This is a genomic window from Rhodovulum adriaticum (assembly GCF_004345735.1).
GTDB classification, from domain to species: domain Bacteria; phylum Pseudomonadota; class Alphaproteobacteria; order Rhodobacterales; family Rhodobacteraceae; genus Rhodovulum; species Rhodovulum adriaticum.
The window spans coordinates 287,539-313,954 of sequence record NZ_SLXL01000001.1 but is presented as its reverse complement, the minus strand read 5'-3'; the positions used below and the strand labels follow the sequence as shown (position 1 = coordinate 313,954).

The window sequence follows — 26,416 nt, the reverse complement described above, 5'->3', positions numbered from 1 at the left end:
AAACCGGCGAATGCGCACAGGCGTGAACAGGACACGCTTTGCCGGCGTTTCCATGGGCGCTACACTCGACCCAAACGAAAAGGTCCGAGCAGATGCCCGTTACACGACTTCTCGCTGCGGCGCTTGCCGCCACGATGGCGCTTACCCCGCTGGCCGGTGCGGCGGGGCTGGACAGCACGGTGCGGCCGGTGGCCCGCCCCATGCCGATCGACGCCAGCCCGCGCCCCGAACCCCGCCCCGCCGTCACCCGAGAGGCCAGCTTGGAACCCGTGCAGATCTCGACCGCGAACCGGGGCTTTCAGCGCTGGATTCAGGACTTCCGCGCCCGTGCCCTGGCCCAGGGCATCTCGGTCCGGGTGTTCGACCGGGCCTTTTCGGACGTGCGCTACAATGCCGACGTGATTTCGCGCGACCGCAACCAGTCGGAATTCACCAAGACGATCTGGGATTACCTCGACAGCGCGGCCTCGGCCACGCGGATCAGGAACGGGCGCGCCGCCCTGCGCGAACACGCCCGCCTGCTGGACCGGATCGAGGCGCGCTACGGCGTCGACAAGGAGGTGGTCGTTGCCGTCTGGGGCCTGGAAAGCGCCTACGGCACCTATCGTGGTAACACCCCGATCATCGAGGCGCTGGCCACGCTGGCCTATGACGGGCGGCGCGGGCGGTTTTTCGAACAGCAGCTGATCGCGGCGCTGAAGATCCTGCAATCGGGGGATACGGATGCGCGCCACATGACGGGGTCATGGGCGGGCGCGATGGGGCATACGCAGTTCATCCCAACCTCTTACCTGGCCTATGCGGTGGATTTCACCGGCGACGGGCGGCGCGATATCTGGTCGGACGATCCTGCCGACGCGCTGGCCTCCACCGCCGCCTACCTGGCGCGGTTCGGCTGGACCAAGGGCCAGCCCTGGGGGGTAGAGGTGCGCCTGCCGCGCGATTTCGACGTGCAGCTGGCCGACCGCGACGTCAGGCGCAGCCCTGCGCAATGGGCTGCGATGGGCGTGCGCGACATGAACGGGCGCGCGGTGCCCGATTACGGGCGCGCCTCGATCCTGCTGCCGGCAGGGGCACGGGGCGCGGCCTTCATGATCTTCGACAATTTCGCGGTGATCGAACGCTACAACACCGCCGACGCCTATGTGATCGGTGTTGGCCACCTGTCCGACCGGTTGAAGGGCGGCCCGGCGATCCAGGCCGACTGGCCCCGCGGCGACCGCGCCCTGCGCTTTGCCGAGCGCAAGGAATTGCAGGAACGGCTGACCCGCGCGGGCTTTGACACGCGGGGCATCGACGGCAAGATCGGCCCCAACACCATCGCCGCCGTGCGCGCCTACCAGCGCTCCGTGGGGCTGATCCCCGACGGCTATGCCAGCCTGGACCTGCTGAAACGGCTGCGTTAGGGGCGAAGTTGGTCGCCGCGCCCGTTCTGTGGCGTTCCGCAGGCGGCAAGGGACCGACATGGGTATTTGACCCAAGAAGAAGACAAGGGCGCGCCTTGCCCCTTCTTCTTGGTAAAAATACCCATGGCCTGACGGGCAAGCCGGGCACGCGGCCGCTGGATCAGACCACCACCTCTCGCGCGACCTGCTCGCCGACCCCGAACACCCGCTTGTAGCGGGCGATCTCGTCCTCGGGGCCCATCGCCTTCATCGGGTTGTCGGACAGTTTCACCGTGGGGCGGCCATTGGCGCTGACCGCCTTGCAGACCAGTGAGAACGGGGCCAGCCCGTCATCGGGGACCAGTCCGCGGAAATCGTTGGTCAACAGCGTCCCCCAGCCAAAGCTGATCTTGGCCCGCCCCTGGAAGCGGTCATACAGGTCGTGGATCAGGTCCACGTCCAGCCCGTCAGAGAAGATGATGAGTTTCTGCCGCGGGTCTTCGCCCCGTTCTTGCCACCAGCGGATGGCGGTTTCCGCGCCTTCGGCCGGGTCGCCCGAATCGATGCGGATGCCGGTCCAGCCGGCCAGCCAGTCGGGCGCGTTGCGCAGGAACCCCTCGGTTCCGTAGGTGTCGGGCAGGATGATGCGCAGGTTGCCCGAGTGTTCCTCGTGCCAGTCGGCCAGTACCTTGTAGGGGGCCTGGCGCAGGTCGTCGTCGGTTTCGGCCAGCGCGGCATAGACCATGGGCAATTCGTGGGCGTTGGTTCCGATCGCCTCGATGTCGTGGCGCATGGCGATCAGGCAGTTGGAGGTGCCGATGAACTTGTTGCCCAGCCCCTCCATCATCGCCTGCACGCACCAGTCCTGCCACAGGAAGGAATGCCGCCGCCGCGTGCCGAAATCGGCGACCTTCAACTGGTCCAGCGGTTTCAGGCGTTCCACCTTTTCCCACAGCTTGGTCATGGCGCGGGCGTACAGCACTTGCAGTTCGAACTTGCCCAGCCGTTCCAGAACGGCGCGGCTTCGCAACTCCATCATCACGGCCAGCGCCGGGATTTCCCACAGCATCACCTCGGGCCAGCGGCCCTCGAACGTCAGTTCATATTGGCCGTCGCGCTGTTCCAGATAGTAGGGCGGCAGGCGCAGGTTCTCGAACCACTCCATGAAATCGGGGCGGAACATCTGGCGCTTGCCGTAAAAGGTGTTGCCGCGCAGCCAGGTGCTTTCGCCGCGGGCCAGGCTCAGGCTGCGGATATGGTCCAGCTGTTCGCGCAGCTCGCCCTCGTCGATCAGGTCGGCCAGGCGAATGTCGGTCGAGCGGTTGATGATCGAAAAGCTGACATGGGTGTCCGGCTTGTTGCGGAAAACCGACTGGCACATCAGCAGCTTGTAGAAGTCCGTGTCGATCAGGGACCGCACGATCGGGTCGATCTTCCACTTGTGGTTATAGACCCGGGTCGCGATGTCCACCATCGTCAGGGCTCCAGCACGATGGTGGCGTCCAGCATGGTGGCGCGCGCATCCTCAAGCGAGCCGTTGAGGTCGATGCCGCGGCAGGCGCCCTCCAGCACGGTGACGCCATAGCCCAGGCGGACCGCGTCCAGCGCCGAGTAGAGCACGCAGAAATCCATCGCCAGCCCGACCATGGTCAGCTTGTCGATGCCGCGGGCCGACAGGTGGTCGTCCAGCCCCGTGGGGGTTTCGTGGTCGTTCTCGAAGAAGGCCGAGTAGCTGTCGATTTCCGGGCGAAAGCCCTTGCGCACGATATGGTCGGCCTTGGCCACGTCCAGATCGGGGTGGAACGCCGCGCCGGGGGTGTCCTGAACGCAATGCACCGGCCACAGGATCTGCGGGCCGTAGGGCATGTCGATCACCTCGTGCGGGTTGCGCCCGTCGTGGTTGGCGGCGAAAGAGGCGTGATCGGCCGGGTGCCAGTCCTGGGTAAAGACGCGGGTCTGAAACTCGCCCAGCAGGGCGTTGATGCGGGGCACGATCGCGTCCCCGTCGGGAACGGCCAGAGCCCCGCCGGGGCAGAAATCGTTCTGCACGTCGATCACGATCAGGGCTTCGTTGGCGGGTCGCATGGGCGGTCCTCCGGTCTGGGTCGTGTCCGGGTTACGCACCCGCACCCCTCAGGTCAATGGCCGCCCCTGTCGCGGCGGGCTGGACGGCGGGGCGCCCGGGCCTAGGTCAAGGGGACGTTTTCGCCTGTTTTCGGGGGCTGCCCATGTTGCATGTCATAACGCCGTCGACGGTATCCAACCGCTCTGCCCTGCGGATTCGCAAGGTGCCGCGCGGGCTGTTCGGATTCGGGCAGGGGATGCTGCCGGCGGGGTCGATGGGCGGCAAGATGTACTGGCGGATGCTGATGGAGATCAACTTTCTGCGCTACTGCGCGGCGCTGATCCCCTTTCCGGTGCTGATGATGTTCTTTCCCGAAAAGGCGTTGCTGATCGGGCAGGCGCCAGCGCTGATGTTCCTGGCCGTGTTCCTGGTGGAATCGCGGGTTTTGTCGGTGGACAACCCCGAACGCCGCCGCCGCCTGATGGACCCCGAAGAGGCCGAGCGCGGCGCCGATACCCTGGCGGTGCGCGGACGCGAGGTGCTGACCCGGATCGCGGCGAAGCGCGGCTTGGCGGCCGGAGAGTTGCACCTGGTGGTCGAGCAATCCGCGCTGGCGCGGCTGGCGCCGGTCACCTTTGTTTCGGTCCAGCGCGCCGAGCCGGAACCCGAGGTGCTGGACCTGTCCGAGGAAGAGCGCGCGATCATCGAGAGCGACCTGTTCGACGCCACCTTGACCGAAAAGCACATGCATACCTGTAGCCTGGCGCTGAACCGTTTCCTGCATGACGTGACGCTGGAGGCGCGCAGCGTTTCCGCCCACGCACGGCTGGCCGCGCTGGCCACTGCCTGAGCCGGGACGTTCCGCCCCAGCCGCCCCTTGCGGGGGGCATGTTACCCTTTCGCCGTGCAATCAGCGGGAGGGCAGGATGAGCGACACCAACGCCGCGGCCGCAGCCGCCTATTACGACACGGGCGAGGTCGCGGATTTTTACCGGCTGGTCTGGGGCGGGGCCGACATTCATATCGGGCGCTATGAGACCGGGCAGGAAAGCATCGCCCAGGCGTCCGCCGCGATGACGGCGCATCTGCTGGATCTTGCGGCGCTGAAACCGGGCGACCGGGTGCTGGATATCGCCTGCGGCTATGGCGGGACGCTGCGCATGCTGGCCGAACGGGGCTGCCGGCCCGCGGGGATCGACATATCCCGTGTCTGTGTCGAGGAGGCGCGCCGCGCGAATGCGGCGGCGGGGCTGGGCGACAGGATCACGGTCAGCCTGGGCGATTTCCACGCGCTGGACAGCGACGCCGCGACATGGGACGCGGTGATCTGCCAAGAGGCTATCATTCACTCCACCGACCGCCCGCAAGTCTTTGCCGAGGCGTTTCGCGTGCTGAAACCGGACGGCACCTTTGCCTTTTCTGACATCCTGACGGCGCAGGGGGCCGATCTGGACCTGGTCGATGCGGCCTTTGCCCGGCTGGGTGTGCGGGGCGGTGCCACCCCGCGCGACTATATCGACATGGCCACTGCCGCGGGGTTCAACGTGACCGTGGTTCAGGAACGCCCCGCGGACATCGCCACCCATTACGACAAGCTGGCCGAACGGTTGTCCCGCCCCGTGCCGGGGCTGGACCCGCAGGCCGCCGCACGCATCGCGGACAGCATCGCGCGCTGGCAAAAGGCGCTGGCCGGGGCAAACATCACCTGGGCCTGTTTCGTCGCGCACAAGCCGGGCTGAATGCGAATTAGGCCGCCAGGCTGAGGACGCGGCCATAGGGCGGGCCGTTTGCGGGCGGATCGCCGGGCACGGCCCACAGCACGGGCAACCCCTTGGGCGGTGGCGGGCCGAACGGGCCCTGCAAATCGGTCAGGATCACGATGGCAGAGGGCGTCAGGGCCAGTGCCTCTTCCATCACGGGGATAAAGGATGTGCCGCCCTGACGGGTGAACAGGATGTCGGTGATCTGGCGTTCCCACAGCCCGCCCGCGCCCAGCACGGCCCGGTTGCGTACCGCCGTGTCAAAGACCAGCAGATGGGTTTCCGCCCCGGTGCGCTTGGCGATTCCGGCGACCTCGGCCGCGAACCTGGCCAGCAGCATGGTTTCAACGGAGCCGGAACTGTCTACGCCGACGACGATACGCGGAATCTCGCGCTGGCGTTGCCAGCCGGATTCAAAGGCGGGGGTCGGTTCGCCCGCCAGGCGCGCCGCGCTGTCGCGCGCGATCCAGCGGCGGGCGGGGCGGGTGGCCTGCGGCTGGGGGGCTTGCAGCACCGCGCGCGACACCAACCCGCGCAGGGCGGTTTCCCAGGGCGTGCGCACCTTGGGTAGGTCGGCCAGCCGATGGCCCAACATGCCCAGCCCGTGCCCGGCCAGGCGCCCGGCCTCCAGCGCGCGGGCCAGGCGCTGGCGCCACTCGGCCTCTTCCTCGCCGCTGGCGTCCTGTCCCTGCGCTTTGCCGCTGTCGATATCGGGGGCAAAGCGTTGTTGTTCGGCGTAATCGCGTGCGGCCTGGGCCAAGTCGCCGCCGGGGCGGGGGCGGTCGCCGCCTGCGCCGCACTGCCCGGTGGCCTTGCCCGCGCCGCCCCTGTCCGATCCGCCCGCGCGGCCGGGCTGGCGCCGGGGGGGCGGGTCGTCCTGCAACAGGCGGATATACAGCCGTTCCGCGTCGTAGCGGGTTACCGCCTCTTCGCCGGTCATGTCCTCGCGCGTGGTGGATTTCAGCAGGCCCGTCAGCCGCACCGCGGGGCGGGGCAGGATATGGCCGGTCAGCATCAGGGTTTCGTTGACGATGGCATCGGTCGCCAGGTTGAACAGTTCGTCGTCATAACGATCCCCGAACCGCACATGCATCGCCTGCGCCCGGTTGGCGTGGCGAAAGGCGATGTGCAGGATGTGATGCGCGGCCAGCCCCACCTGTTCGGGCAGGCTGAGGCCCTCGAACGCGGGGCCGTAATGGATCGCCCGCCCATCGGTCCAGGCCGGGCCATCGCGCAAATCGCTGTCGGCATGGCGGCACCACAGGGCCAGCGCGGCAAAGGCCGGGTCCTGTTCGGCCAGCTTTTGCAGCGCGCGGGTGGCGCGGGCAGAGTGGCGAAGGGGGATCACGCCAGCCCGGCCTCTTGCCGTTCCTTGGCGTAGGTCTTGTAGGCGTCATGGGACAGGAAGCGTTCGCCCAGCCCCAGATCCAGCCCCTTGCGGATCAGCCCCTCAAAGCCATAGGTCGTCAACTCGCCCAGGGGCATGCGCTTGAACTCCGGTTCCTCGCGCAGGCGGGCCAGGTCGCGGATATCGGCCATCACCTCGATCACGCCGTTCACGTTGCGCGCGTCCAGGATGCCGATCAGCCCGTAGATCAAGGCGTTCAGCCCGTGCATGGATGCCGGGTACAGCGCGATGCGCGCCTTGCGGTCGGCCTCTAGCATATCCTGCACCTGCACGGTGGCGGCGATGTCGTCGGCGATCATGGCAAACTCGGCGGCCACGGCCTCGCCCACGGTGCCGGCGATCAACACGTTGCGGGTGCGCCGGTCGGGCACGGCGGCCATGATCTGGCTGACCCTTTCCCAACTGCGGGGCGTGGTGGCAATCAACTGCCCCTCTGCCAGGGCGCGTTCGGTGGTGTCCAGCAGGTCGGCCCGCGTGCGGATGAAGGCCACCACCGTCGGGTGCAGCCCGCGTGGTACCGCGAAATTGTCCAGCCAGTCGGCGGCGGCGGCGCGCACATGCAAATGGATCAGCCGGTCCGACAGGGCGGTGTTCATCTGATAGGCGATTGCGCCGTCCTCTACGGTGTTGCCCGCGGCCACGACGAACACGTTATCGGGCAGGCAGTGGCGCCCCACCCGGCGTTCCTGCAACAGGCCATAGACCGTGGGTTGCAGCATCGGCGATGCGGCGGTCAATTCGTCCAGGAACAGGATCGCGGGATGCGCGATGTCGTCGGGCAGATCCTCGGGGCGGTACCACTTGGTTTTCTGGGTGTCGTGGTCGTAATAGGGCAGGCCGCGCAGATCCTGCGGCTCGATCGTGGTCAGGCGCAGGTCGAACAGTCGCGCGCCGATCTCGTTTGCCAATTGCTCGACCACCTGGGTTTTGCCCACGCCGGGGCGCCCGTGCATCATGTAGGACGCCAGCATGTGCCCGGCCGCTTGCGCCTGCCACCCGGCGCGCAGCACCTCCAGCGCCTCGCCGGCCGATACGGTCATCGCGTTTACGCTCATCCTGCCTCCTGCATCGTTGTCTGCCTGCCCGGGCAACCTAGGGCGGGTTGGCGGCGGATCACGGGGGGGTGACGGGCCAATACATCCCAAGTGAAACAATCAGGCTTTACAAGTCCGACTAAATAAATCAGGTTTGAGGAAGAGATTCCCAGCCAGCCGCATGGCACAGCCCGGAAACCTTCGAACCGCGATGGAGGTGAGAATGCGACAGCACCGGACAACCGCAGAGCCTGCGACCCAAGCCCGATCCACGACGCCCATGTTGCGCGATTTCTGGAACGAAATGATCGCCACCGGCCTGTTCGAGGTGTCCACCGGCGAACGGTTCGTCGAGCACATGATCGACCGTATCGAACGACGCCCCTGATCGACCATGACCCAGGACACCCAATCCAGCCAGGCCCCCGCCCATGACGCCCGCGACCTGACGGGCGGCGGGGTCTGTGCCCAGATCGTGCTGGACGGCACGGCCTATACGCTGCGCATCACGCGCGCGGGCAAGCTGATTCTCACGAAATAGTCAGATCGCGCCCGGATGCGCGCCCTGCGACAATCGCTGCATTGCCGCCACGCGATTCAAACCTAACTAAAGAACTAATGTTTACCGCGACCCCCGCCGCACCGCTGCGCGGGCGGTCTTTTTCGTTCGAGAGATCGCCTATGCCCGAGAAGAAATATGAACCCCGCCCCCTTGCCGTGCCCAGCGGGCGCCTGTCGCGCCTGGCCCGTTTCGGCGGCATGGCCTCAAACATCGCGGGCTCCATGGCCGTGGACGGCGCGCGCCATCTGGCCCAGGGCAAGCGGCCCCGCGCCAGCGACCTGCTGCTGACGCCTGCCAACGCGCGCAAGGTGGCCGACCAGCTGTCCCACATGCGCGGGGCGGCGATGAAGGTGGGGCAGCTGATTTCGATGGATGCGGGCGACATGCTGCCGCCTGAACTGTCGGAAATCCTGGGCCGCCTGCGCGCGGATGCCCATTACATGCCCGGCGGCCAGCTGAAAAAGGTGCTGAACGAGAATTGGGGCGAGGGCTGGCTGGGCAAGTTCCAGAAATTCAACGCCCGGCCCATCGCAGCGGCCTCTATCGGGCAGGTGCATCGCGCACTGACCAAGGACGGGCGCGACCTGGCGATCAAGGTGCAGTACCCCGGCGTGCGCAAGAGCATCGACAGCGACGTGAACAACGTTGCGGCCCTGCTGCGTTACTCGGGCGCGATCCCCAAGGAACTGGACGTCGCCCCCATGCTGGACGAGGCCAAGCGCCAGTTGCACGAAGAGGCGGACTATGAGCTGGAGGGCAGCCACCTGCGCCGCTTTGGGGACTTGCTGGCAGCGGACGACGCCTATGTCGTGCCGGAATTGCAGGACGACCTGACCACCAAGAACGTGCTGGCCATGACCTTTATCGAGGGTGTGGCGGTGGAATCCCTGGTTGATGCCCCGCAAGAGGTGCGCAACCGGGTGATGGAATTGCTGATCGACCTGCTGTTCCGCGAACTGTTCGAGTTCAAGGTGATGCAGACCGACCCGAATTTCGCCAACTACCGCTACAACCCGGAAACCGGCCAGGTGATCCTGCTGGATTTCGGTGCGACGCGGGAATTCAGCGACCAGATGGCCGAAGATTTCCGCCGCCTGATGCGCGCGGGCCTGGATCAGGACCGCGACGCGGTGCGCCGGGCGATCCTGGATATCGGCTTCTTCGCAGAGGATACCCAGGACAAGCACCAGAAGGCGATGATCGACATGTTCGAAATGTCGATGGAACCGCTGCACCGCGAGGGTGCGTTCGATTTCGCCAATAACGACGTGGCGCTGCGGATGCGCGATGCGGGCATGCAGATCGGGCAGGATCGCGATTTCTGGCACATCCCGCCGATGGACACGCTGTTCATGCAGCGCAAGTTCGGCGGCGTCTACCTGCTGGCCAGCCGGCTGAAGGCGCAGGTGGATATCCGGGCGATCATGATGAAGCACATGTAGGCGGGCACGGTGGGTGGAACCCGCCGCCCGAAATCGGGGATCACCCGCCCCGTGCCAGCCTGGGGCGGGGCCGTGCCCCAGCCCCCGTTGCAACATGGCCCCCCTTTCTCTATGCCCACATCCCAAGCTGAGCCGTGACGAAAGGCATCCCCTTGGCCAATACCCTTTACAAGCGTGACCTGCCCGACGGGCTGGACTTGGGCCCCGTGGTGGCCATCGATTGCGAAACCATGGGTCTGAACCCGCATCGCGACCGGCTGTGCCTGGTGCAGATGTCGGGCGGCGACGGCAACGCGCATCTGGTGCAGATCGAGCAGGGCCAGACCGAGGCCCCCAACCTGGCGCGGATGCTGGCCGATCCCAATGTGCTGAAGCTGTTCCATTTCGGCCGGTTCGACATCGCCGCGCTGTACCACACCTTCGGCGTGCTGACCGCCCCGGTCTATTGCACCAAGATCGCGTCCAAGCTGGTGCGCACCTATACCGACCGGCACGGGCTGAAATACCTGCTGTCGGAAATGCTGGACGTGGATATTTCCAAACAGCAGCAAAGTTCCGACTGGGGGGCACCCGATCTGACCGATGCACAGATCGCCTATGCTGCCTCTGACGTGCTGTATCTGCACCGGCTGCGCGACGCGCTGGACGAACGGCTGGCGCGCGAGGGCCGGACCGAGATCGCGCAGGCGTGTTTCGACTTCCTGCCGACCCGTGCAAAGCTGGACCTTGCCGGCTGGCCAGAGATCGACATTTTCGCCCATTGAGGCCGCACATGAACCGCGACACATATATCACCATCGGCCGCCGCGTCCTGACCCGCGAGGCCGAGGCGCTGACCATGCAGGCCGAGGCGCTGGACGACAGCTTTGCCCAGGCGGTGGAACTGATCCTGTCGGCGACGGGCCGCGTGATCGTGTCGGGCATGGGCAAATCGGGCCATATCGCGCGCAAGATCGCGGCGACCTTTGCCTCGACCGGGACGCCCGCGCATTTCGTCCACCCCGCCGAGGCCAGCCACGGCGACCTGGGCATGCTGGGGCGCGGCGATGTCTGCCTGGTGCTGTCGAATTCCGGGGAAACGCCCGAACTGGCCGACATCATCGCCTATACCCGCCGCTTCGGCATTCCGCTGATCGGGGTGGCCGGGCGCGCGGGCAGCACCCTGTTGCGGCAGGCGGATGTGGCGCTGCTGCTGCCCCCGGCCGAGGAGGTGTGCCCGATGGGGCTGGCGCCGACGACCTCTACTACCATGACGCTGGCCCTGGGCGATGCGCTGGCCGTGGCGCTGATGGAACACCGCCAGTTCACGCCTGAACATTACCGTGCCTTCCACCCCGGCGGAAAACTGGGCGCGCGTTTGTCCAAGGTCGGCGACCTGATGCATGCCGGGGACCAGATGCCGCTGGTCGCCGCGGGCACGCCCATGTCAGAGGCGCTGCTGGTCATCAGTCAGCGCGGGTTCGGCGTGGTGGGCGTGACCGACGCCGATGGCCGGCTGGCCGGGATCGTCACCGATGGCGATTTGCGCCGCCACATGGAGGGGCTGCTGGACCGCACCGTGGATCAGGTTATGACCGCCAATCCCCGCACCATCGGCGCCGACGCACTGGCCGAGGCGGCGTTGGGCATCATGAACGACCGGCAGATCACCTGCCTGTTCGCGGTCGATGCGCAGGGCTGCCCGCAGGGCATCCTGCATATCCACGACTGCCTGCGCGCCGGGGTCGCCTGAGGTCATGGCCTCTTACGACAACGCCTATTCCCGCTTTGTCGCACTTGCGCGGATCGTGCTGCCGTTGGCCGCATTGGGGCTGTTGTCCACGCTGTTTCTGGTCTCGCGCGGCGAGGAAGAGGGCCCCAGCCTGCCCTTTGCCCGCGTCGATGTCGAGGAGATGGCCCGCGAACAGCGTGTCGGTGCGCCGGAATACGCGGGCCTGACCGATGACGGGTCCGCCATCGCCCTGACCGCCGACGCGGCACGCCCCGATCCCGTGCAGGCGGGCCGGGCCAGCGCCGAAACCCTGCACCTGCGGCTGGACATGCCCGATGGCGGCCATGCGGAACTGACCGCTGCGTCGGGCCTGCTGGACATGCAGGCCGGGCATACCGTGCTGGAGGGCGGCGTGCATATCGAAAGCTCGGCCGGGTACACCCTGGATACCGAACGCGCCACCGCCGCGCTGGACCGCACCGAAATCGTCACCGACGGCCCTGTCGAGGGCCTGTCGCCGGTGGGCCGAATCAGTGCCGGGCACATGCGGATCACCGAGCAGGCAGAGGCGCCGGGGCAGTATCTTCTGGTTTTCAAGGACGGTGTCCGGCTGGTATATGACCCCGAGGGTTAAGGAGGATTGGCAGTGTTGCTTCGTGTCGTCATGGTCGCGCTGGCCATCGCCCTTGCCCCCGCGGCGGCGCCCGCGCAGGGCACGCAGATCGCCCTGGGCCTGTCGGATCACGATCGCAGCCAGCCGGTAGAGGTGACAGCGGAAACGCTGCGGGTGGACCAGGGCGCGGGCACCGCGCAGTTCCTGGGCGATGTGCTGGTCCAGCAGGGCGCGCTGCGCCTGTCGGCCCGCCAGGTGACCGTCATCTACGGCCCGGCCCAAGAGGACGCCCCCCGCCGTATCGCCCGGCTGGAGGCAGAGGGCGACGTTCTGATGACCCTGCAGGCCGAGGCCGCCGAGGCCGACCGCGCGGTCTATACCGTCGACGATGCGCAGGTGGTGATGACCGGCAACGTACTGCTGACCCAGGGCGACGGTGCGGTGGCCGGGCAGCGTCTGGTGGCCGACCTGGCCCGCGGCACCGGCACGATGGAGGGTCGCGTGCGCACCGTGTTGCAGCCCGCGACCGGGGCGCAGTGATGCGTGCCGAGCCTGCGCCAGTTACCGCCGCCCACTCGGCACAGGGCCTGTCGGTGCAGAACCTGCGCAAGAGCTATCGCCGCCGCCCGGTGATCCGCGATGTCAGCCTGTCGCTGGACCGGGGCGAGGTGGTGGCCCTGCTGGGGCCGAACGGGTCGGGCAAGACCACCTGCTTTTACGCTGTGGCCGGGCTGGTGATGCCCGAGGGCGGGCATGTCCTGCTGGACGGGCGGGACGTGACCGGGTTGCCGATGTATCGCCGCGCGCGGCTGGGGCTGGGGTATCTGCCGCAAGAGGTCAGCATCTTTCGCGGCCTCAGCGTCGAGGACAATATCCTTGCGATCCTCGAAATCTCGGTTTCCGACCGGCACCGCCGCCGCGAACGGCTGGAAGAGCTGTTGTCGGAATTCGCCATCGAGCATCTGCGCCGCGCGCCCGCGCTGTCGCTGTCGGGCGGGGAACGGCGGCGCGTCGAGATCGCGCGCTGCCTGGCGGCGGAACCGGCCTACCTGCTGCTGGACGAACCCTTTGCCGGGGTCGATCCCATCGCCGTGGGCGAGATCCGCGCCCTGGTGGCCGAGTTGAAGACGCGCGGCATCGGGGTTCTGATAACAGACCATAACGTGCGGGAAACGCTGGAAATCGTGGACCGCGCCTATATCCTGCACGACGGCCAGGTGCTGATGAGCGGCACCGCCCAGGAGGTCATCCATGACGAGAATGTGCGCCGTGTCTACCTGGGCCAGTCCTTTCGGATTTCGTGATCGCGCGTGTGGCGATGCGGGCGTTGACAGTGGGGGCCGGTTGGATGCCAACTTGGCCGGTGATGTATCGGGGGCGAGTCGTTTCCCGTGTTGACCAAGGGGCACGCCGCGATGCGCCGCCATCCGAACCCCGTTGACCCCGGCGCCCCCCTTCTTTAACGGGGGGCAACCCTGCCGTCGCAGGCAATTCTAGGAGTCAAGATGCAGTACCAGATCAGCGGAAAACAGATCGACATCGGCGAAGCCCTGCAAACGCATGTGCGCGAGGAACTGGACGCGGCCGTGGCCAAGTATGCCGAACGCCCGACCGATGCCACCGTCGTCTTTTCGCGCAACGCGCATGAATACGTGTGCGAGGCCACCGTGCACCTGTCCACCGGCCTGACCGCCCAGGCCAAGGCGCATGCGACCGAGATCTATGCCGCGTTCGACAGCTGCTGCGACAAGATGGAAAAACAGCTGCGCCGCTACAAGCGTCGGCTGAAGGACCACCACCGCGACCGCAGCGAGCCGGTCGAGCTGATGGGTGCCTCTGCCTACGTGATCGCCGCGTCCGAGGAATCCGAAGACGATACCGCGGAAGCCTGGCAGCCCATGATCATCGCCGAGATGGAAACCCAGATTCCCACCGTTTCCGTCGGCGAGGCCGTGATGCAGATGGAACTGGCCGGCAAGGACGTGCTGGTCTTCCGCAACGAGAAGAACGGCAAGATCAACGTCGTGCACGCCCGCGAGGATGGGAACGTGGGCTGGATCGACACCTGACGCAAAGCGGATCCGACGCGAAAGCGAGAGGCCCATGCAGCTGTCCACCCTTCTGAAGCCAGAGGCCGTGCGCGTCTTTGGCAAGATGTCCAGCAAGAAACGCCTGTTCCAGGAACTGGGCGAGATCGCGGCGGGCGCCTACGGGCTGTCCGCCAGCGAGGCCGTCGAGGCGTTGCAGGACCGCGAAAGCCTGGGGCCGACCGGCGTCGGCCATGGCGTGGCCCTGCCGCATGCGCGGCTGGCCGGGCTGGAGCATGTGCGCGCCGCCTTTGTGCGGCTGGAAAAGCCGATCGATTTCGATGCCGTGGACCGTCAGCCGGTGGATCTGGTCCTGGCGCTGTTCGCGCCGCTGAACTCGGGCGTCGACCACCTGAAGGCCCTGGCGCTTGTGTCGCGCACGCTGCGCGATGCCACCGTCTGCGAAAAGCTGCGCGCCAATACCGATCCGGCGACATTGCACGCCGTCCTGACAGAGGCGCAGGCCTCCAGCCAGGCGGCGTGATCTAGCCGCGCCAGGCGCGATAGCCGAAAGCCAGGTAATCGCGCCTGTACGCCTCGTGCGCGGCGTCCTCTATCTCTTCGTCATAGATGTCGGCCAGGGGCATTGGTCCCGGTTCCGCGCATGGCGCGGGCGCCGCTGCCGCCTTGCCCATTTCGGCGGCCAGGAAGGCCAGTTCCTCGGCCAGCCGCTCCTCGCGCAGGATCATGTCGGGCAGGACCACCTGTGCCATCCCCTGCAGGATGGCGGACTGGCTGGCCCAACTGCCATCCACGCGCAGCGCCGTCTGCCCGCCAAGGTTGCCCTTGAGAAACCGCAAGAAGCCCAGGAACGCCGCGCGGTGCGCCGCCGCGTCGTAATCGGGGCCGGCCGCCTGTTGGGGCAGGGGCAGCTTGTAGCTGCCGCGCAGGGTTTCGCGGATGCGGGGAAAACCGTCGGGGCCCGTGGGCAGGATATGCCTGCAAAAGGCCCGGTGCGCGCGGGTCAGCGGGTGCGTCACGACCGAAAAGCAGCGATGCCCGGGATGCGACCGCTGCCACTGGCGCAGCGTCTTTTGGGTGAACCCGCGCCGCAGCGCGCCCGGATCCGCCCCGTCCAGTGCGGCCAGCCAGGATTCGACGGTTTCGACCGGCCCGCCCTTGACCGGCAGATACAGCAGCCCGCTGTCGGGCGCGGCGACATGGCCGGGCACGGCGGGCCCGCGGCGCGGTTCGAAATTCGGCGTGCGCGACAGGTCGAAGCGGTCCATCTCGGCCAGGGCCCGCTGCATTTCCTCGAAATTCGTCACCTTCTGGGACAGGGGTTCGGGGTTCTGCTTCTTCAGCCGGGCGGATACCGCGTCCAGCCGCGCCCCGACGCCCAGAAAGGCCAGCAGGCCGTTCAGAACCGCCAGTTCGTTGATATCGTCGTAGCCGATATAAAAGGCCGTCTGCCCACTGGTTTGCAGCGCGCGCAGCAGGGTCAGTTGAAACCCCTGGATACGGTCGAGGAAGGCGGCGAATTCCCCGGCGTCGAAATCCACCGCCGCGCGGCGGGCGTGTTTCATGTCGGTCAGCCGCCATTGCCCGGTTTCGCCCGCGATCTTGCGCGAGATGTACGAATCTACCGGATTGCGGGTCAGCACGATCTTGGCGCAGCGCCGGTCGTCCAGCACCCGGTCCAGCACACGCGCATCGTGGTCGTGGAAAAAGCGAAAGCCGGGTAGCCCGTCGGTTTCCCGGCGCATCGCCGCCAGCAGGCAATCGGGGTCGCGGTCGCGGTCCTGCTGCGACACGCCCAGCATCGCGGTCTTGTCCTTGTGGCCGACGAAATGCGGGTTGAACGCCTCGCCATAGCAATGCACGCCCGGCACCGCGTTCAGGTTTTCCTCCAGGAAATTGGAGCCGGTGCGCATTTCGGCGAAGATCACGAAACTGTCGAAAGGGGGCTGGGCGGGCACGTCACTTCACCAGATAGGGTTTGTGGGGCGCGCGTGTGGGCGGCAACGGGTCCGCGCCGACCGGGAAATCGCCCATCAGGTAGGGCTGCATCCCCTGGTTTTTCAGGTTTTGCAGGAACTGGCCGAACCCGTCCAGGTTAACCATCGTCGGGGCCTCGCTCAGCCGTCTTTGGGTGCGCGGGGCGATCTCGTCGATGATGGTTTGCAGGGGTTCCATCGGGTTCTGCACGAAATCGGCCATCGACCAGATGCGCACCCGCGCCCGCGTGTGGGGCGAACGCAGAATATCCAGGTGGCCCTGTTCCACCCGTTGCAGATGCGCGGCGCGCTTGCGCAGGTCGACAAAGCTTTGCCGGGAATGGAACAGCGGCACGGCCCAGGCGCCGGTGATGACGGAAATCTGCGCGTTGGGATCGCCCGCGATGAACCAGCTGATATCCTGCCGGTCGCGCGGGCCGAACTGGAAACACTGCCGCTCGCCCCGCGTCGCCCAGATCAGGTTCGTCAGAAAGGCGCGCGGGTTGTAGTCGCGCAAGGGCGCGCTGTCGCACAGCGCGCCGTTATAGATCGTCTCGCCGCCCGCGAATTCCACCCTGTCGGGGTGATACAGGTGCCCGTGCACCCGGGTGCCCAGCGTCTTGCCCAGCCAGGTTTCGAAATTCACGAACAGTTCTGCGAACCCCTCAAAGACCGAGTAGCGCGAACAGGTCCGGCCGTTTTCCCACCCCTCGTTCGGAAAGCGGCTTTGCATGTACAGCCCCGCCCGCCCGCGCGTGCGCCGGTCCACCGCCTTGGAAAACAGCCGGTCGATCTTGCCGGGGTTGGGTTCGGCGCGGTTCTTGATCCCCGCATCGGGCGCCAGGAACGCATCGTACAGCCGGTCCGCGCGCGGCCATATCTTGCGCGCCACGAAACAATCGGACCGGCGCAGCAATTGCAGGTGGTCGTCGTAAAAGATGTGCGGCTTGCCCTGGAAATCGAACTTGGACAGGGTCAGCGAGCGGCTTTCGATCTGGCCGCTATGCTTGCGCACCAGCGTCTGGAAATAGCTTTCGTCGGGAATCCAGACACGGCTGAAATAGCGTTCATAGATGTCCCGGTCCGGGTCTTTCAGGATCGTTTCCAGCGTGCGGCGGGTCAGGCACCACCATTGCGACCCCAGGTGCGGTTCCAGCCCGTCGGGAATGCGTCGGCGCACCTTCAGCCGCCGTTGCAAGGCGACGTAGCGGTCGAACAGCTTGCGATGGCGTTTCCACGAAAACGGAAAACGCAGGGTAAAACGTTCGTGGTCCAGCCCGCCGATGGTCCAGGGGACATCCTCGGTGGTGACGGATTCGATGAAATCGGTGCGCGGGCGCTCTGCCAGGTAGGCGCGCAATTCCTCGACCGGGCGCAGGGGCAGGCAGGCGCCAGAGGCCAGGTAGACATGGTTGATTTCGGGAAACTCGGTCAGCGCGGTCTGAACCCCCGCGATGGCGGCCTGCGCGATCGACCAGGTGCCCCATTCGCAGCGGTAGCGCCGACAAAAGCGCACGTTTTCCAGATCGGCCAGCCCCGCGCGGAATTTCTGGACCTGGTCGCGCTTGACCCGCCGGTCGACATGGATGACCACCGGGCAGTCATGGGTCGCCCAGTGCCGCGCGACCGAGGCCGCCCGGTCCAGCGCGGTATGCGCCAGCATGACGAAGCCCACGCTCATGCCCAGTTCCCCTTGGACATCAGGCCCAGAATTTCCAGTTGCCGCCAGTTGATGTATTTTTCGGACCACTTGCACCACAGGTCCGGGTCGTCCTTCAGCACCGCGTTATAGGCGCGGTATTCGTGGCTGTTGGCGTAATGCTGGCGGCGGGTCATCTCCTCTGCGGATTTTTCCACGAAGGTATGCAGGAACTTGGCATGCAGCAGCGCGCCGCTGGCCTTTTCGCCGCCCCATTCGTCATAGACCAGGTTCAGGCCCCGCGGCAGCAATTCGTGCGTGGATTTCACATAGGTATAGCCGGGCCGCCATTTCACCAGCGGGATCTTGTTCAGCGCGGGCGCCCGTTCCGGCCGGTCGGCAAAGAACGCCCGTGCGCGCGGGCCGCCCTGGATCCACAGGTTGCCGAAGCGCTTGTTCTTTTTGATGGTGTAGTTGCCGCTGTCGAACCAGTTTGCGATCTCGAACGGGCTTTGCCCCTCGCGGTAGGGCACCGCGTCGATGGGGCCCTTGGGATACATGTCGATCAGCATCGCCCCGAACGACTTGATCGAGGAGGCATCCAGCCAGTCGGTCAGCGCGTTGATCGGGCGCGTGTCGCAGAACGGGTAGATGAAGAATTCGTCCACATCGACGGTCAGGCACCAATGCCCCTTGCCATACCAGCGGGTCAGCCAGTTCAGCCAATCGACGCCGAAACGGGCGCGCTTGTAGCTGCGGTCGGTGGTCCACAGCGACACGTCGGGCTGTTCGGCCAGGTATTCGCGGGTGCCGTCGTCGGATCCGTTATCGACCATCAGGAAATGGCCCACACCCATGTCGCGGTAGTATTTCAGGAAATAGGGCAGGCGGATGCGTTCGTTGCGCAGGGTGGTAAAGCACAGCACATCATCGGGCCGGATCGCGTCGGTGCGCTGCGCGACCTTGCGCAACTCGCGCCGCTTGCGAAAGGCGCGGATGCGCCATCTCTGGCGTTGCAGGCGCAGCCGATAGGCAGACACGACACCCATTCACACGCCCCCCCATGCCAGGGGGGCTGGGGTGGCCCGGTCTAGCCGCCGGTGCTGAACAGGGTGTCGAAATGCGCCTGCCATGTCGGAATGTCCGGTCCCGCTCTGTCCTTGTCGCCGGGCCGGCCCCGGCCTTGCGCGAATTCAAGGATCGCTTGGCGCCAAGGATAGGCGTCCCGTCCGCTTAGGTAAACGGGGAAGGCCCCCAAAGTCTCGCGGTAGATGGGTAAATCGGTACAAATGACAGGGGTTCCCTGGGCTGCGGCCTCTAGCGGGGGCAGGCCGTAGCCCTCTGCCAGGCTGGGCTGCAACAGGGCCGCGGCACCGTCCAGCAGCGCAGCGATGGCGCCGTCGGACAGGTCCGCACGCTCGATAATCGGCAGGCCGCGCGCGCGGGCGGCGTCCAGCCGGGCAAAGGTCCGTTCGTTGCGCCAGCCGCGCCGCCCGGCGATGACCAGGGTCGGTACGCCGCCCGGCGGCAGGTCGTCGGCGAAGCCCTCCCATACATCCAGCAGCAGGGCGTGGTTCTTGCGCGGCTCTATCGTGCCCAGGGCGATGAAATAGGGCGCGGTCGGCGGCAGGTCCGGGGGCAGGGCGGCCGGGTCGGGCCGGGGCGGATCGATGCCCAGGGGCGCAACCAGGCCGGGGGGCACGCGGCCCATCCGTGCCATGTGCGCCTGTGCCCGCGCGCGCGTGTCGGCGGAATTATAGATGACCATGTCGGCGCGGGCGGATACCCGCGCCAGCTTGGCGGCAAAGGCCTGCGGCACGCCCGCGCGCGCATAGTCGGGGTAATCCAGTGGGATCGTGTCGTGGATCATCACCGCAAGCCGCCCGCCCGGCACCGCCGCCAGCCCGCGCAAGGTGCGCGCGGTCAGGTTGGCATGCCCGACATTGTAACAGGCGGTGCCCGGCGGCAGGTGACGGCGCAGCATTCGGGCCAGCCCCGGTGTCAGGCAACGCCCGACCGCGTGGCGGCGCAGCAGACCCTCTGCCCGCGCGCGATCCGGGTGCTGCGGGCGCAGGGCGCGGTCGAACGGGCGGGCAGGCGGCCAGGCCCCGGCGCGCAAGGCTACGGCCAGCGCGACCATCCCCGCGCGCGTCACAAGAACGTACCCGCCCCGCGTCCGGGCCAGTGCGAAAACCGGCGTATCAAGGCCGCACAGCCAGTCCAGATAGGCCAGTTCGACCCGGTCGATGCCTGTCAGCGCGCCCGGGCGCCCTGCGCGCGAGATCAGGCGCGTGACATCCAGCAGCCGTGCCGGGGGCGGCCTATCGCGAATAGGGGCCGCGTTGGTGCCATCTCCAGGCATCGGCGATCATGGTCTCCAGATCTGAGCGTTCGGGCCGCCAGCCCAGGTCGCGTTCGGCCCGGACGCTGCCCGACACCAGGCGCATCGCGTCGCCGCCCCGGCGCGGGCCTTCCACATGGGGCACCTGGCGGCCCGTCACCGCGCGGCAGGCGTCGATCACCTGGCGGACCGAGTATCCCGTGCCCGAGCCCAGGTTGAACACCCGGCTTTCGCGCCCCTCTTGCAGCCATTTCACGCCCTGAACATGGGCGGCGACCAGGTCCATCACATGGACATAATCGCGGATGCAGGTGCCATCGGGCGTGTCGTAATCGGTGCCAAAGACCGTTAGCGCCGGGCGCTGGCCGTCCAGCGCCTGCAGCATCACCGGGATCAGGTGGGTTTCGGGGCGGTGGCATTCACCCACCTGCGCATCCGGGTCGGCGCCGGCCACGTTGAAATAGCGGAAGATCACCGATTTCAGGCCGTGGCTGGCCTGAAAATCGCGCAGCATGTCCTCGATCGCGCGCTTTGAGGCGCCGTAGGCGTTCAGGGGGGCCTGGGCGCTGTCCTCGTCCAGGGTCACGCCGTCCTGATCGCCATAGACCGCGCAGGTCGAGGAAAAGACCATGTTCAGGCAGCCGGCCGCGACCGCGGCCTCGACCAGGGTCAGCGAGCCGCAGACGTTGTTGCGCCAGTATTTGCCGGGGTCGGTCATTGCCTCGCCAACCTGGCTGAACGCGGCGAAATGCATCACGGCCACGGGGGCGTATTGCGCGAACACCGCGTCCAGCCGGGCGCGATCCATCAGATCGCCCTGTTCGAAGGGGCCGAATTGCACGGCCTCTTGCCAGCCGGTGGACAGGTTGTCGTAGGTGACGGGGGTGTATCCTGCTGCCGCCAGCACCTTGCAGGCGTGCGAGCCGATATAGCCCGCACCGCCCGTCACCAGAACATGCGTCATCCCGGCGCCCTTGTTACTGCGCCGCCTCCGAGGTCGCGACGACCTCGCGCAGGTAGGTGAGCAGTTCGTCGTGCAGTTCCTCGCGTTCCAGCGCGAAGGACACGGTGGCCTGCAGATAGCCCGCCTTGGACCCGCAGTCGAAGCGCCGCCCGTCGAAGCGCAGGCCATAGACGCCTTCGCCGTCGATCTCTTCGGCGATGGCATCGGTCAACTGGATCTCGCCGCCCGCGCCCTGCTTCTTCTTGTTGAGGTTGGACAAGATCCGGGGCGTCAGGATATAGCGCCCGATCACCGCCAGGTTCGAGGGGGCCTGGTCAAGGGGCGGTTTTTCCACCATGCCGCCGACCTTGACCCGGTTTCCCATATCCTCGGCGATGTCGAGTATACCGTAGGCGCTGGCCTTTTCGCGGGGCACCTCCATGGCGGCGACCATGTTGCCGCCGGTTTCCTGATACGCCTCGACCATCTGTTGCAGGCAGGGCGTTTCGCCCGCGATCACGTCGTCGGGCAGGATCACCGCAAAGGGTTCGTCCGCGATCAGGCGCCGGGCGCACCAGACCGCATGGCCCAGCCCCAGGGCCTTGTGCTGGCGGATATAGGCGATCGCGCCGCTTTCCATGTTGGTGGCCTTCAAAAGCTCCAGCAACTGGTCCTTGCCGGACTTGCGCAGCGACGACTCCAGCACCGGGGCGGTGTCGAAGTAATCCTCCAGCGCGCCCTTGCCGCGCGAGGTCACGAAGATGAATTCCTTGATGCCGGCGGCCCGCGCCTCGTCGATGGCGTACTGGATCAGCGGGCGGTCGACCAGGGTCATGATCTCTTTCGGGATCGACTTGGTCGCCGGAAGGAACCGCGTACCCAGACCTGCCACCGGGAAGATTGCCTTAGTCACTTGCCGTTTCATGAATGCCTCGCTTGTCTAATCGCCAACTGTTGAAGAAGCGCCCCGCCGCGCTGGAAAAGCCTAAAGCAAATCCCGGTTATCGCAAAGGCAAAGCCGCCGCGTTTACCGCCCGGGGGCGCGCAGCGGGCGGACGGGTCGCAGGCGCGCGCATTCGTGGCGCAGGCGCGCGGGCAACGTGTACCAGCGGATCAGCGGGCCAGTGCGCTCGGATCGGCCGAACAGCCCGCCCGATTGCACCCAGTAGCCCGCCGGGGAAAAGCCCATCCGGTGGTAGCGCGCGGTATGGGTGAACAGAAACAGCGTTACCGGGTGGCCCTGCGCGGCCAGCCGGCGCGCCCGGCGGCGCAGCCATGGACGCCACCAGCCGCGCCCGGCCAGCACCTTTTGCGGGCGCGGCGGGGTGTCTGCAAAGGGCAGTAACGCGCTGTGGGTCGGGTGCACCGGGGCCGGGTCCGTTATCGTGTCGGCCAGGCCCGCGGCGATGCCATCCTCAAGCGTGCGCAACAGGCGCGTCAGGTCGCGCGGCTCTATCCGGCCGTCCACCAGGCGGGCCACCAGCGCGGCGTGCTGGCCCGCGCGCAGCTCTGCCAGGGCGGCGGGGTGCGCCTGGTCTGGGGCGAACTTGCGCAGGAACCGGACAGAGGACCGGCCGATATCGTACAGCGTGCGCGGGGTCCGGCAGGGACGGCGAAAGGGGCCGGGGGCAAAACCGTGATGCACCTGCGCGCAGGGTGCGATGGCCGTCACGGCACCCGCGCGCGCCAGCCGCATGTTCACGTCGGTTTCATCCAGGAAAAAGCGGTAGCCGGGGTCGAACCCGCCCAGCCCCAGCAGCGTATCGCGGCGATAGGCCATGTTCGTGCCCTCGGTCCGGATCGCGCGGTCGCGGTCGCCCCGGTGCAGGCTGGGCCGGTCGTCGGGCACATCCAGCGGAAAGTGCCGCGCGCAGTCATCGGTCCAGCGGGCCCGCCACTGAAAGGAAATGCCGTTGCGCCCCCGCACAAAGCCGCCCGCCGCCGCCACGCGGGCCTCGGCAAAGGGGGCGGTCAGTTCGCGCAGCCAGGTCGGTTCGGCCACCGCGTCGTCGTCGATGAAGGCCACGATATCGCCGGCTGCCAGGGCCAGCCCGGCATTGCGGGCCGCGGCGACGCCGGTTTCCTCGACATGCACGGTCTTGACGCGCGCGGCGAGGTCCAGTTCGGCCACCGCGTCCAGCCCGGCGCGGTCGGCGGCGACGATCACCTCGAACGGGCGGTAGTCCTGGAAACGCAGCGCGGTCAGGCAGAGTTTCAGCGCCGCGGGCCGCCGGTGGCTGGCAATCACCACCGAGACCGGCGGCGCGGCGCTCATTTTATCCCCATCTCGGCCATCATCGCCTCGATCCGGGCCACGTCGCTGGGGTTGTTCAGTTCCCAGAACTGGCGGCCGCGGGCCTCTACCTCGACGCATAGAACCGGGCGTTCGCGTTCCAGAAAGCGCAGTTGTTCCAGCCCCTCCAGCCCCTCCAGCGGGCCGGGCTGCCAGCGGGGATAGGCGGCCAGCGCCGAGGGGCGGTAGGCATAGACGCCGACATGGTGAAACACGGGTGTTTCCGCCTCGGGCGCGTAGTCCTGCCCGGTATAGGGGATCACCTCTTTGGAAAAATACAGCGCCCGGCGGTCCCAGCCGAAAACGGCCGTGGTGCCGCCCACCCGGCCCGCGCGGCGATCGTCCAGCAGCGCGGCCAGCGCGCGCCCGTCGCAGCGCAGCACGGGGGTTGCGACCTCTGCCACCGGGTCGGCGCGCAGGCCCTTGACCAGATCTTCGACGAACCAGGCGGGGGTCAGCGGTGCGTCGCCCTGCAAGTTGACGACGATGTCATACCCGCCCCCCAGGCGGTCGAACGCCTCGGCCACCCGCTCGGTCCCGTTGGCGCAGGATTCAGAGGTCATCACGACCTCGGCGCCAAAGGATTCCGCAGTGGTGCGAATGCGGTCGTCATCCGTGGCGACCACCACCCGGTCCACGCCCGCGACTGCCTGCGCGGCCTGCCACGAGCGCTGGATCAGCGTGCGCGCCTGTCCGCCCGCGCCCGTCAGCGCGACCAGCGGCTTGCCCGGATAGCGGGAAGAGGCATAGCGGGCGGGGATGACGACCAGGACGGACATCAGCCGGCCTTCAGCTCCACGCCCGGGGCATGGACGATGAAGAACGGGTTCTCATAGCCCGGCTTGCCATAGTCCAGCGGTGTGTGATCGTCGAAGCGCACGACCTGACCGCCCGCGCCGGTCACCACCGCGTGGCCCGCAGCGGTATCCCATTCCATGGTGCGGCCCAGGCGCGGGTAAAGGTCGGCCTCGCCGGTGGCGATCAGGCAGAATTTCAGCGAAGACCCGGCGCTGGTCATGTCCTTGACCGCGTATTTCGCGATGTAATCGTCGGTGGCCTGGTCGCGGTGCGATTTCGAGGCCACGACCATCAGCGCGCCGTTGTCGGGCGCGGACACCCCGATCGGTGCAACCGTCCCCACCGTGTCCAGTACCAGGTCGCCGGTTTCCTCTACGCTGCTGCCATCGGCGCGGGTGTAGAATAGCCGCCCCTTGGCCGGCGCATAGACCACGCCGCGCACCGGCTGTCCGTCCTCGACCCAGGCGATGTTGACGGTGAATTCGCCCCGGCGCTTGATGAATTCCTTGGTCCCGTCCAGCGGATCGACGATCAGGAAGTTCCGCGCGCTTTCGGCGTGGCTGTCGGCCTGTTCCTCGGTCACGATCAGCACGTCGGGGAAGGCCGCGGCCAGTTCGGCCGAGATCAGCGCATCGGCGGCCTCGTCGGCGGCGGTGACGGGGCTGTCGTCGGACTTGGCGCGCACGTCAAAGTCGTCGGCCTCGTAAATCTCCATGATCTTGGCTCCGGCCATCAGGGCGGTGCGGCGCATCACGGTCTCAAGCTTTCCGTAATCCAAATCGGCTCTCCTCAAGGGCGCGCGTTGTCAGCTTCGGTGAAATCCCTTATCGTGAGAGGGGGGCGAACGGCAAGAACGGGCAGGGCAGACCCGTAAAGGGCGGCATATATGTTTCAGCCGACACGACCTAAAACCGCCGTCGGCGGATTGTTCCAGATACTGGGCCTGATCTTTCACGCGACCGTGCGCAACCTGCGCATGGCCCACGGGAACGCGGTGATCGGGCTGTTGATGAACATCATGCAGGCCGCGGTGTTCGTGCTGGCCTTTTATATCATGTTCGCGGTGCTTGGGCTGCGCGGCTCTGCCTTGCGGGGCGATTTCGTCGTCTACCTGATGTCTGGGATCTTCCTCTACCTCACCCACATCAAGAGTGTGGGCGCCATCGTCGGGGCAGAGGGGTCGACCTCGGCGATGATGCTGCACGCGCCGATGAACACGATGATCACGATTACATCGGCGGCGCTGGGCGTGTTGTACATGCAGACGCTGTCGATGGTGGTGATCCTGTTCGTCTATCACGCGGCGTTCGGGCCGATCACGATACACGACCCGGTCGGGGCCTATGGTATGTTCCTGCTGGCGTGGCTGTCCGGTGTCGCCGTCGGGCTGGTGTTGTTGGCGTTGAAGCCGTGGTTGCCTGGCTTTGTCGACATGGCCAAGATGATCTACCAGCGGATGAACATGATCGCCTCGGGCAAGATGTTCGTTGCCAACACGATGCCGGGGTATGTGCTGGCCTTTTTCGACTGGAACCCGCTGTTTCACACGATCGACCAGGCGCGCGGCTTTGCCTTCATCAACTACAACCCGCATTTCAGTTCGATCAGCTACCCGATCTATGTCAGCCTGGCGCTGATCATGATCGGGTTGATGGGGGAATTCTACACGCGCAAATACGCGTCGAAAAGCTGGATGGCCGGGCGTTAATCCACCACCCGCAGCGTCAGGTTCAGCCGTCCGCCCTGTGTCAGCAGGCCCGACGATCCGGGCCGCAGCCGGTCGATGCCGTGATGCACCAGGCGTGCCGCGCCGCCCATGACCAGCACGTCGCCCGATGTCAGCCACAGGCTTTCGGTCTTGCCGCCGCGCTCCAGGTTGCCGATGCGGAACAGCGCGTCGTCGCCCAGGGAAATCGACAGCACCGGCCATTGGAAATCGGCCTCGTCCCGGTCCTGGTGCATGCCCATCCGGGCGCCTTCGGCATAGTAGTTTATCAGGCAGCAATCGGGGCGGCGGTCCAGTCCGGTGATCGCGTCCCACACCGCCAGCACCGAGGCTGGGATCGGCGGCCACGCCACGCCCGAGGGGTGCCGGGCGTCGTAGCGATAGCCGCGCCGGTCCGACACCCAGCCATAGCGCCCGGCCGAGGTCATGCGCACGCTCATCTTGCGGCCAAAGCGGGTTTCGGGCTGGAACAGGGGGGCGGCGGCGACCGCCGCGCGCAGGTCATCCACCATCGCGGCCTGTGCGGCGGGGGCCAGCCAACCCTTGTAGACCGCGACGCCGCGAACGGTCAGGTCGGGGGGTGGGGCGGTGTCGGGCATTGGAAAACCTCCTCACATTTCTGTCATGTGCTGCGCTTGCACGGTCTGGGGCCCCTCCTTATATACCCCGCAG

28 protein-coding genes are annotated in these 26,416 nt (G+C 66.9%); 14 read left to right on the top strand and 14 right to left on the bottom strand.

Annotation, left to right across the window (positions count from 1 at the left end):
• Positions 1 to 92 precede the first annotated feature (92 nt).
• A complete protein-coding gene (locus EV656_RS01375) occupies positions 93 to 1,406 on the top strand; it encodes a lytic murein transglycosylase (protein ID WP_132598689.1) in 1,314 nt (437 codons plus the stop codon).
• Positions 1,407 to 1,566: 160 nt separating this feature from the next.
• Here the strand turns inward: EV656_RS01375 and pncB are convergent, their stop codons facing one another.
• On the bottom strand, positions 1,567 to 2,859 hold the full coding sequence (gene pncB, locus EV656_RS01370) for a nicotinate phosphoribosyltransferase (protein ID WP_132598687.1): 1,293 nt from the start codon (positions 2,857 to 2,859) through the stop codon (positions 1,567 to 1,569).
• 2 nt (positions 2,860 to 2,861) lie between these two features.
• A complete protein-coding gene (pncA, locus tag EV656_RS01365; protein ID WP_132598685.1) occupies positions 2,862 to 3,470 on the bottom strand; it encodes a bifunctional nicotinamidase/pyrazinamidase in 609 nt (202 codons plus the stop codon).
• A 143-nt stretch (positions 3,471 to 3,613) separates the two neighbouring features.
• On the opposite strand from pncA, the gene EV656_RS01360 reads away from it, so the two are divergent.
• Positions 3,614 to 4,300, top strand: coding sequence for a hypothetical protein (locus EV656_RS01360; protein ID WP_242469005.1), 687 nt, complete (start codon positions 3,614 to 3,616; stop codon positions 4,298 to 4,300).
• Positions 4,301 to 4,376: 76 nt separating this feature from the next.
• Positions 4,377 to 5,189 carry a class I SAM-dependent methyltransferase gene (locus EV656_RS01355; RefSeq protein ID WP_132598683.1) on the top strand — a complete coding sequence of 271 codons (813 nt, stop codon included), beginning with the start codon at positions 4,377 to 4,379 and terminating at the stop codon, positions 5,187 to 5,189.
• A 7-nt stretch (positions 5,190 to 5,196) separates the two neighbouring features.
• On the opposite strand, the gene EV656_RS01350 is transcribed toward EV656_RS01355, so the two are convergent.
• Positions 5,197 to 6,558: a vWA domain-containing protein gene (locus EV656_RS01350; RefSeq protein ID WP_243695664.1), complete on the bottom strand. Its 1,362-nt coding sequence runs from the start codon at positions 6,556 to 6,558 to the stop codon at positions 5,197 to 5,199.
• Entirely contained in the window at positions 6,555 to 7,673 is a 1,119-nt protein-coding gene (locus EV656_RS01345; protein ID WP_132598681.1) for an AAA family ATPase, read from the bottom strand. The genes EV656_RS01350 and EV656_RS01345 overlap by 4 nt, the downstream gene beginning before the upstream one ends.
• Positions 7,674 to 7,875: 202 nt before the next feature.
• Between EV656_RS01345 and EV656_RS16690 the strand changes: the two genes are divergently transcribed.
• The 10 genes from EV656_RS16690 to EV656_RS01300 all read left to right on the top strand — a co-directional run bounded on the left by EV656_RS16690 (position 7,876) and on the right by EV656_RS01300 (position 14,551).
• The gene (locus EV656_RS16690; RefSeq protein WP_200276542.1) at positions 7,876 to 8,040 is read left to right on the top strand and encodes a hypothetical protein; all 165 of its coding nucleotides are present in this window, start codon (positions 7,876 to 7,878) and stop codon (positions 8,038 to 8,040) included.
• Between the two features lie 6 nt (positions 8,041 to 8,046).
• Positions 8,047 to 8,193: a hemin uptake protein HemP gene (locus tag EV656_RS01340; RefSeq protein ID WP_132598679.1), complete on the top strand. Its 147-nt coding sequence runs from the start codon at positions 8,047 to 8,049 to the stop codon at positions 8,191 to 8,193.
• Positions 8,194 to 8,333: 140 nt separating this feature from the next.
• Entirely contained in the window at positions 8,334 to 9,656 is a 1,323-nt protein-coding gene (locus EV656_RS01335; RefSeq protein WP_132598677.1) for an ABC1 kinase family protein, read from the top strand.
• A 152-nt stretch (positions 9,657 to 9,808) separates the two neighbouring features.
• Positions 9,809 to 10,420, top strand: coding sequence for a ribonuclease D (locus EV656_RS01330; protein WP_132598675.1), 612 nt, complete (start codon positions 9,809 to 9,811; stop codon positions 10,418 to 10,420).
• Between the two features lie 8 nt (positions 10,421 to 10,428).
• Positions 10,429 to 11,388 carry a KpsF/GutQ family sugar-phosphate isomerase gene (locus EV656_RS01325; protein WP_132598673.1) on the top strand — a complete coding sequence of 320 codons (960 nt, stop codon included), beginning with the start codon at positions 10,429 to 10,431 and terminating at the stop codon, positions 11,386 to 11,388.
• 4 nt (positions 11,389 to 11,392) lie between these two features.
• Positions 11,393 to 12,001, top strand: a complete 609-nt coding sequence (gene lptC / locus EV656_RS01320; protein ID WP_132598671.1) for an LPS export ABC transporter periplasmic protein LptC — start codon at positions 11,393 to 11,395, stop codon at positions 11,999 to 12,001.
• Positions 12,002 to 12,013: 12 nt separating this feature from the next.
• A complete protein-coding gene (locus tag EV656_RS01315) occupies positions 12,014 to 12,520 on the top strand; it encodes an LptA/OstA family protein (RefSeq protein ID WP_322790428.1) in 507 nt (168 codons plus the stop codon).
• Positions 12,520 to 13,284 carry an LPS export ABC transporter ATP-binding protein gene (lptB, locus tag EV656_RS01310; RefSeq protein ID WP_132598669.1) on the top strand — a complete coding sequence of 255 codons (765 nt, stop codon included), beginning with the start codon at positions 12,520 to 12,522 and terminating at the stop codon, positions 13,282 to 13,284. The genes EV656_RS01315 and lptB overlap by 1 nt, the downstream gene beginning before the upstream one ends.
• A 201-nt stretch (positions 13,285 to 13,485) precedes the next feature.
• Entirely contained in the window at positions 13,486 to 14,049 is a 564-nt protein-coding gene (gene hpf, locus EV656_RS01305; protein ID WP_132598667.1) for a ribosome hibernation-promoting factor, HPF/YfiA family, read from the top strand.
• 34 nt (positions 14,050 to 14,083) lie between these two features.
• The gene (locus EV656_RS01300) at positions 14,084 to 14,551 is read left to right on the top strand and encodes a PTS sugar transporter subunit IIA (RefSeq protein WP_132598665.1); all 468 of its coding nucleotides are present in this window, start codon (positions 14,084 to 14,086) and stop codon (positions 14,549 to 14,551) included.
• Between the two features lies 1 nt (position 14,552).
• On the opposite strand, the gene EV656_RS01295 is transcribed toward EV656_RS01300, so the two are convergent.
• The 9 genes from EV656_RS01295 to cysQ all read right to left on the bottom strand — a co-directional run bounded on the left by EV656_RS01295 (position 14,553) and on the right by cysQ (position 24,769).
• Positions 14,553 to 15,986 carry a nodulation protein NodH gene (locus EV656_RS01295; RefSeq protein WP_322790427.1) on the bottom strand — a complete coding sequence of 478 codons (1,434 nt, stop codon included), beginning with the start codon at positions 15,984 to 15,986 and terminating at the stop codon, positions 14,553 to 14,555.
• Between the two features lies 1 nt (position 15,987).
• Complete coding sequence (locus tag EV656_RS01290) at positions 15,988 to 17,685, bottom strand: DUF5927 domain-containing protein (RefSeq protein ID WP_132598663.1); 1,698 nt, start codon at positions 17,683 to 17,685, stop codon at positions 15,988 to 15,990.
• Positions 17,682 to 18,692, bottom strand: a complete 1,011-nt coding sequence (locus EV656_RS01285) for a glycosyltransferase family 2 protein (protein ID WP_132598661.1) — start codon at positions 18,690 to 18,692, stop codon at positions 17,682 to 17,684. Before EV656_RS01285 ends, EV656_RS01290 begins: the two co-directional genes overlap by 4 nt.
• 41 nt (positions 18,693 to 18,733) lie before the next feature.
• Positions 18,734 to 20,005, bottom strand: a complete 1,272-nt coding sequence (locus tag EV656_RS01280) for a glycosyltransferase (protein WP_132598659.1) — start codon at positions 20,003 to 20,005, stop codon at positions 18,734 to 18,736.
• Positions 19,965 to 20,948, bottom strand: a complete 984-nt coding sequence (gene galE, locus EV656_RS01275; protein WP_132598657.1) for a UDP-glucose 4-epimerase GalE — start codon at positions 20,946 to 20,948, stop codon at positions 19,965 to 19,967. Before galE ends, EV656_RS01280 begins: the two co-directional genes overlap by 41 nt.
• 13 nt (positions 20,949 to 20,961) lie before the next feature.
• Positions 20,962 to 21,852: a UTP--glucose-1-phosphate uridylyltransferase GalU gene (gene galU, locus EV656_RS01270; protein ID WP_132598655.1), complete on the bottom strand. Its 891-nt coding sequence runs from the start codon at positions 21,850 to 21,852 to the stop codon at positions 20,962 to 20,964.
• A gap of 102 nt (positions 21,853 to 21,954) precedes the next feature.
• On the bottom strand, positions 21,955 to 23,202 hold the full coding sequence (locus EV656_RS01265; RefSeq protein WP_165918914.1) for a glycosyltransferase family 2 protein: 1,248 nt from the start codon (positions 23,200 to 23,202) through the stop codon (positions 21,955 to 21,957).
• On the bottom strand, positions 23,199 to 23,999 hold the full coding sequence (locus EV656_RS01260) for a 3-deoxy-manno-octulosonate cytidylyltransferase (protein WP_132598651.1): 801 nt from the start codon (positions 23,997 to 23,999) through the stop codon (positions 23,199 to 23,201). Before EV656_RS01260 ends, EV656_RS01265 begins: the two co-directional genes overlap by 4 nt.
• On the bottom strand, positions 23,999 to 24,769 hold the full coding sequence (cysQ, locus tag EV656_RS01255) for a 3'(2'),5'-bisphosphate nucleotidase CysQ (RefSeq protein WP_132599455.1): 771 nt from the start codon (positions 24,767 to 24,769) through the stop codon (positions 23,999 to 24,001). Before cysQ ends, EV656_RS01260 begins: the two co-directional genes overlap by 1 nt.
• Positions 24,770 to 24,904: 135 nt before the next feature.
• Between cysQ and EV656_RS01250 the strand changes: the two genes are divergently transcribed.
• A complete protein-coding gene (locus EV656_RS01250; protein ID WP_132598649.1) occupies positions 24,905 to 25,726 on the top strand; it encodes an ABC transporter permease in 822 nt (273 codons plus the stop codon).
• Here EV656_RS01250 and EV656_RS01245 read toward each other — a convergent pair.
• Positions 25,723 to 26,343 (bottom strand): alpha-ketoglutarate-dependent dioxygenase AlkB family protein, encoded by a 621-nt coding sequence (locus EV656_RS01245; RefSeq protein ID WP_132598647.1) that lies wholly within the window; start codon positions 26,341 to 26,343, stop codon positions 25,723 to 25,725. The two genes, EV656_RS01250 and EV656_RS01245, sit on opposite strands and share 4 nt — an antisense overlap.
• Positions 26,344 to 26,416: the final 73 nt, after the last annotated feature.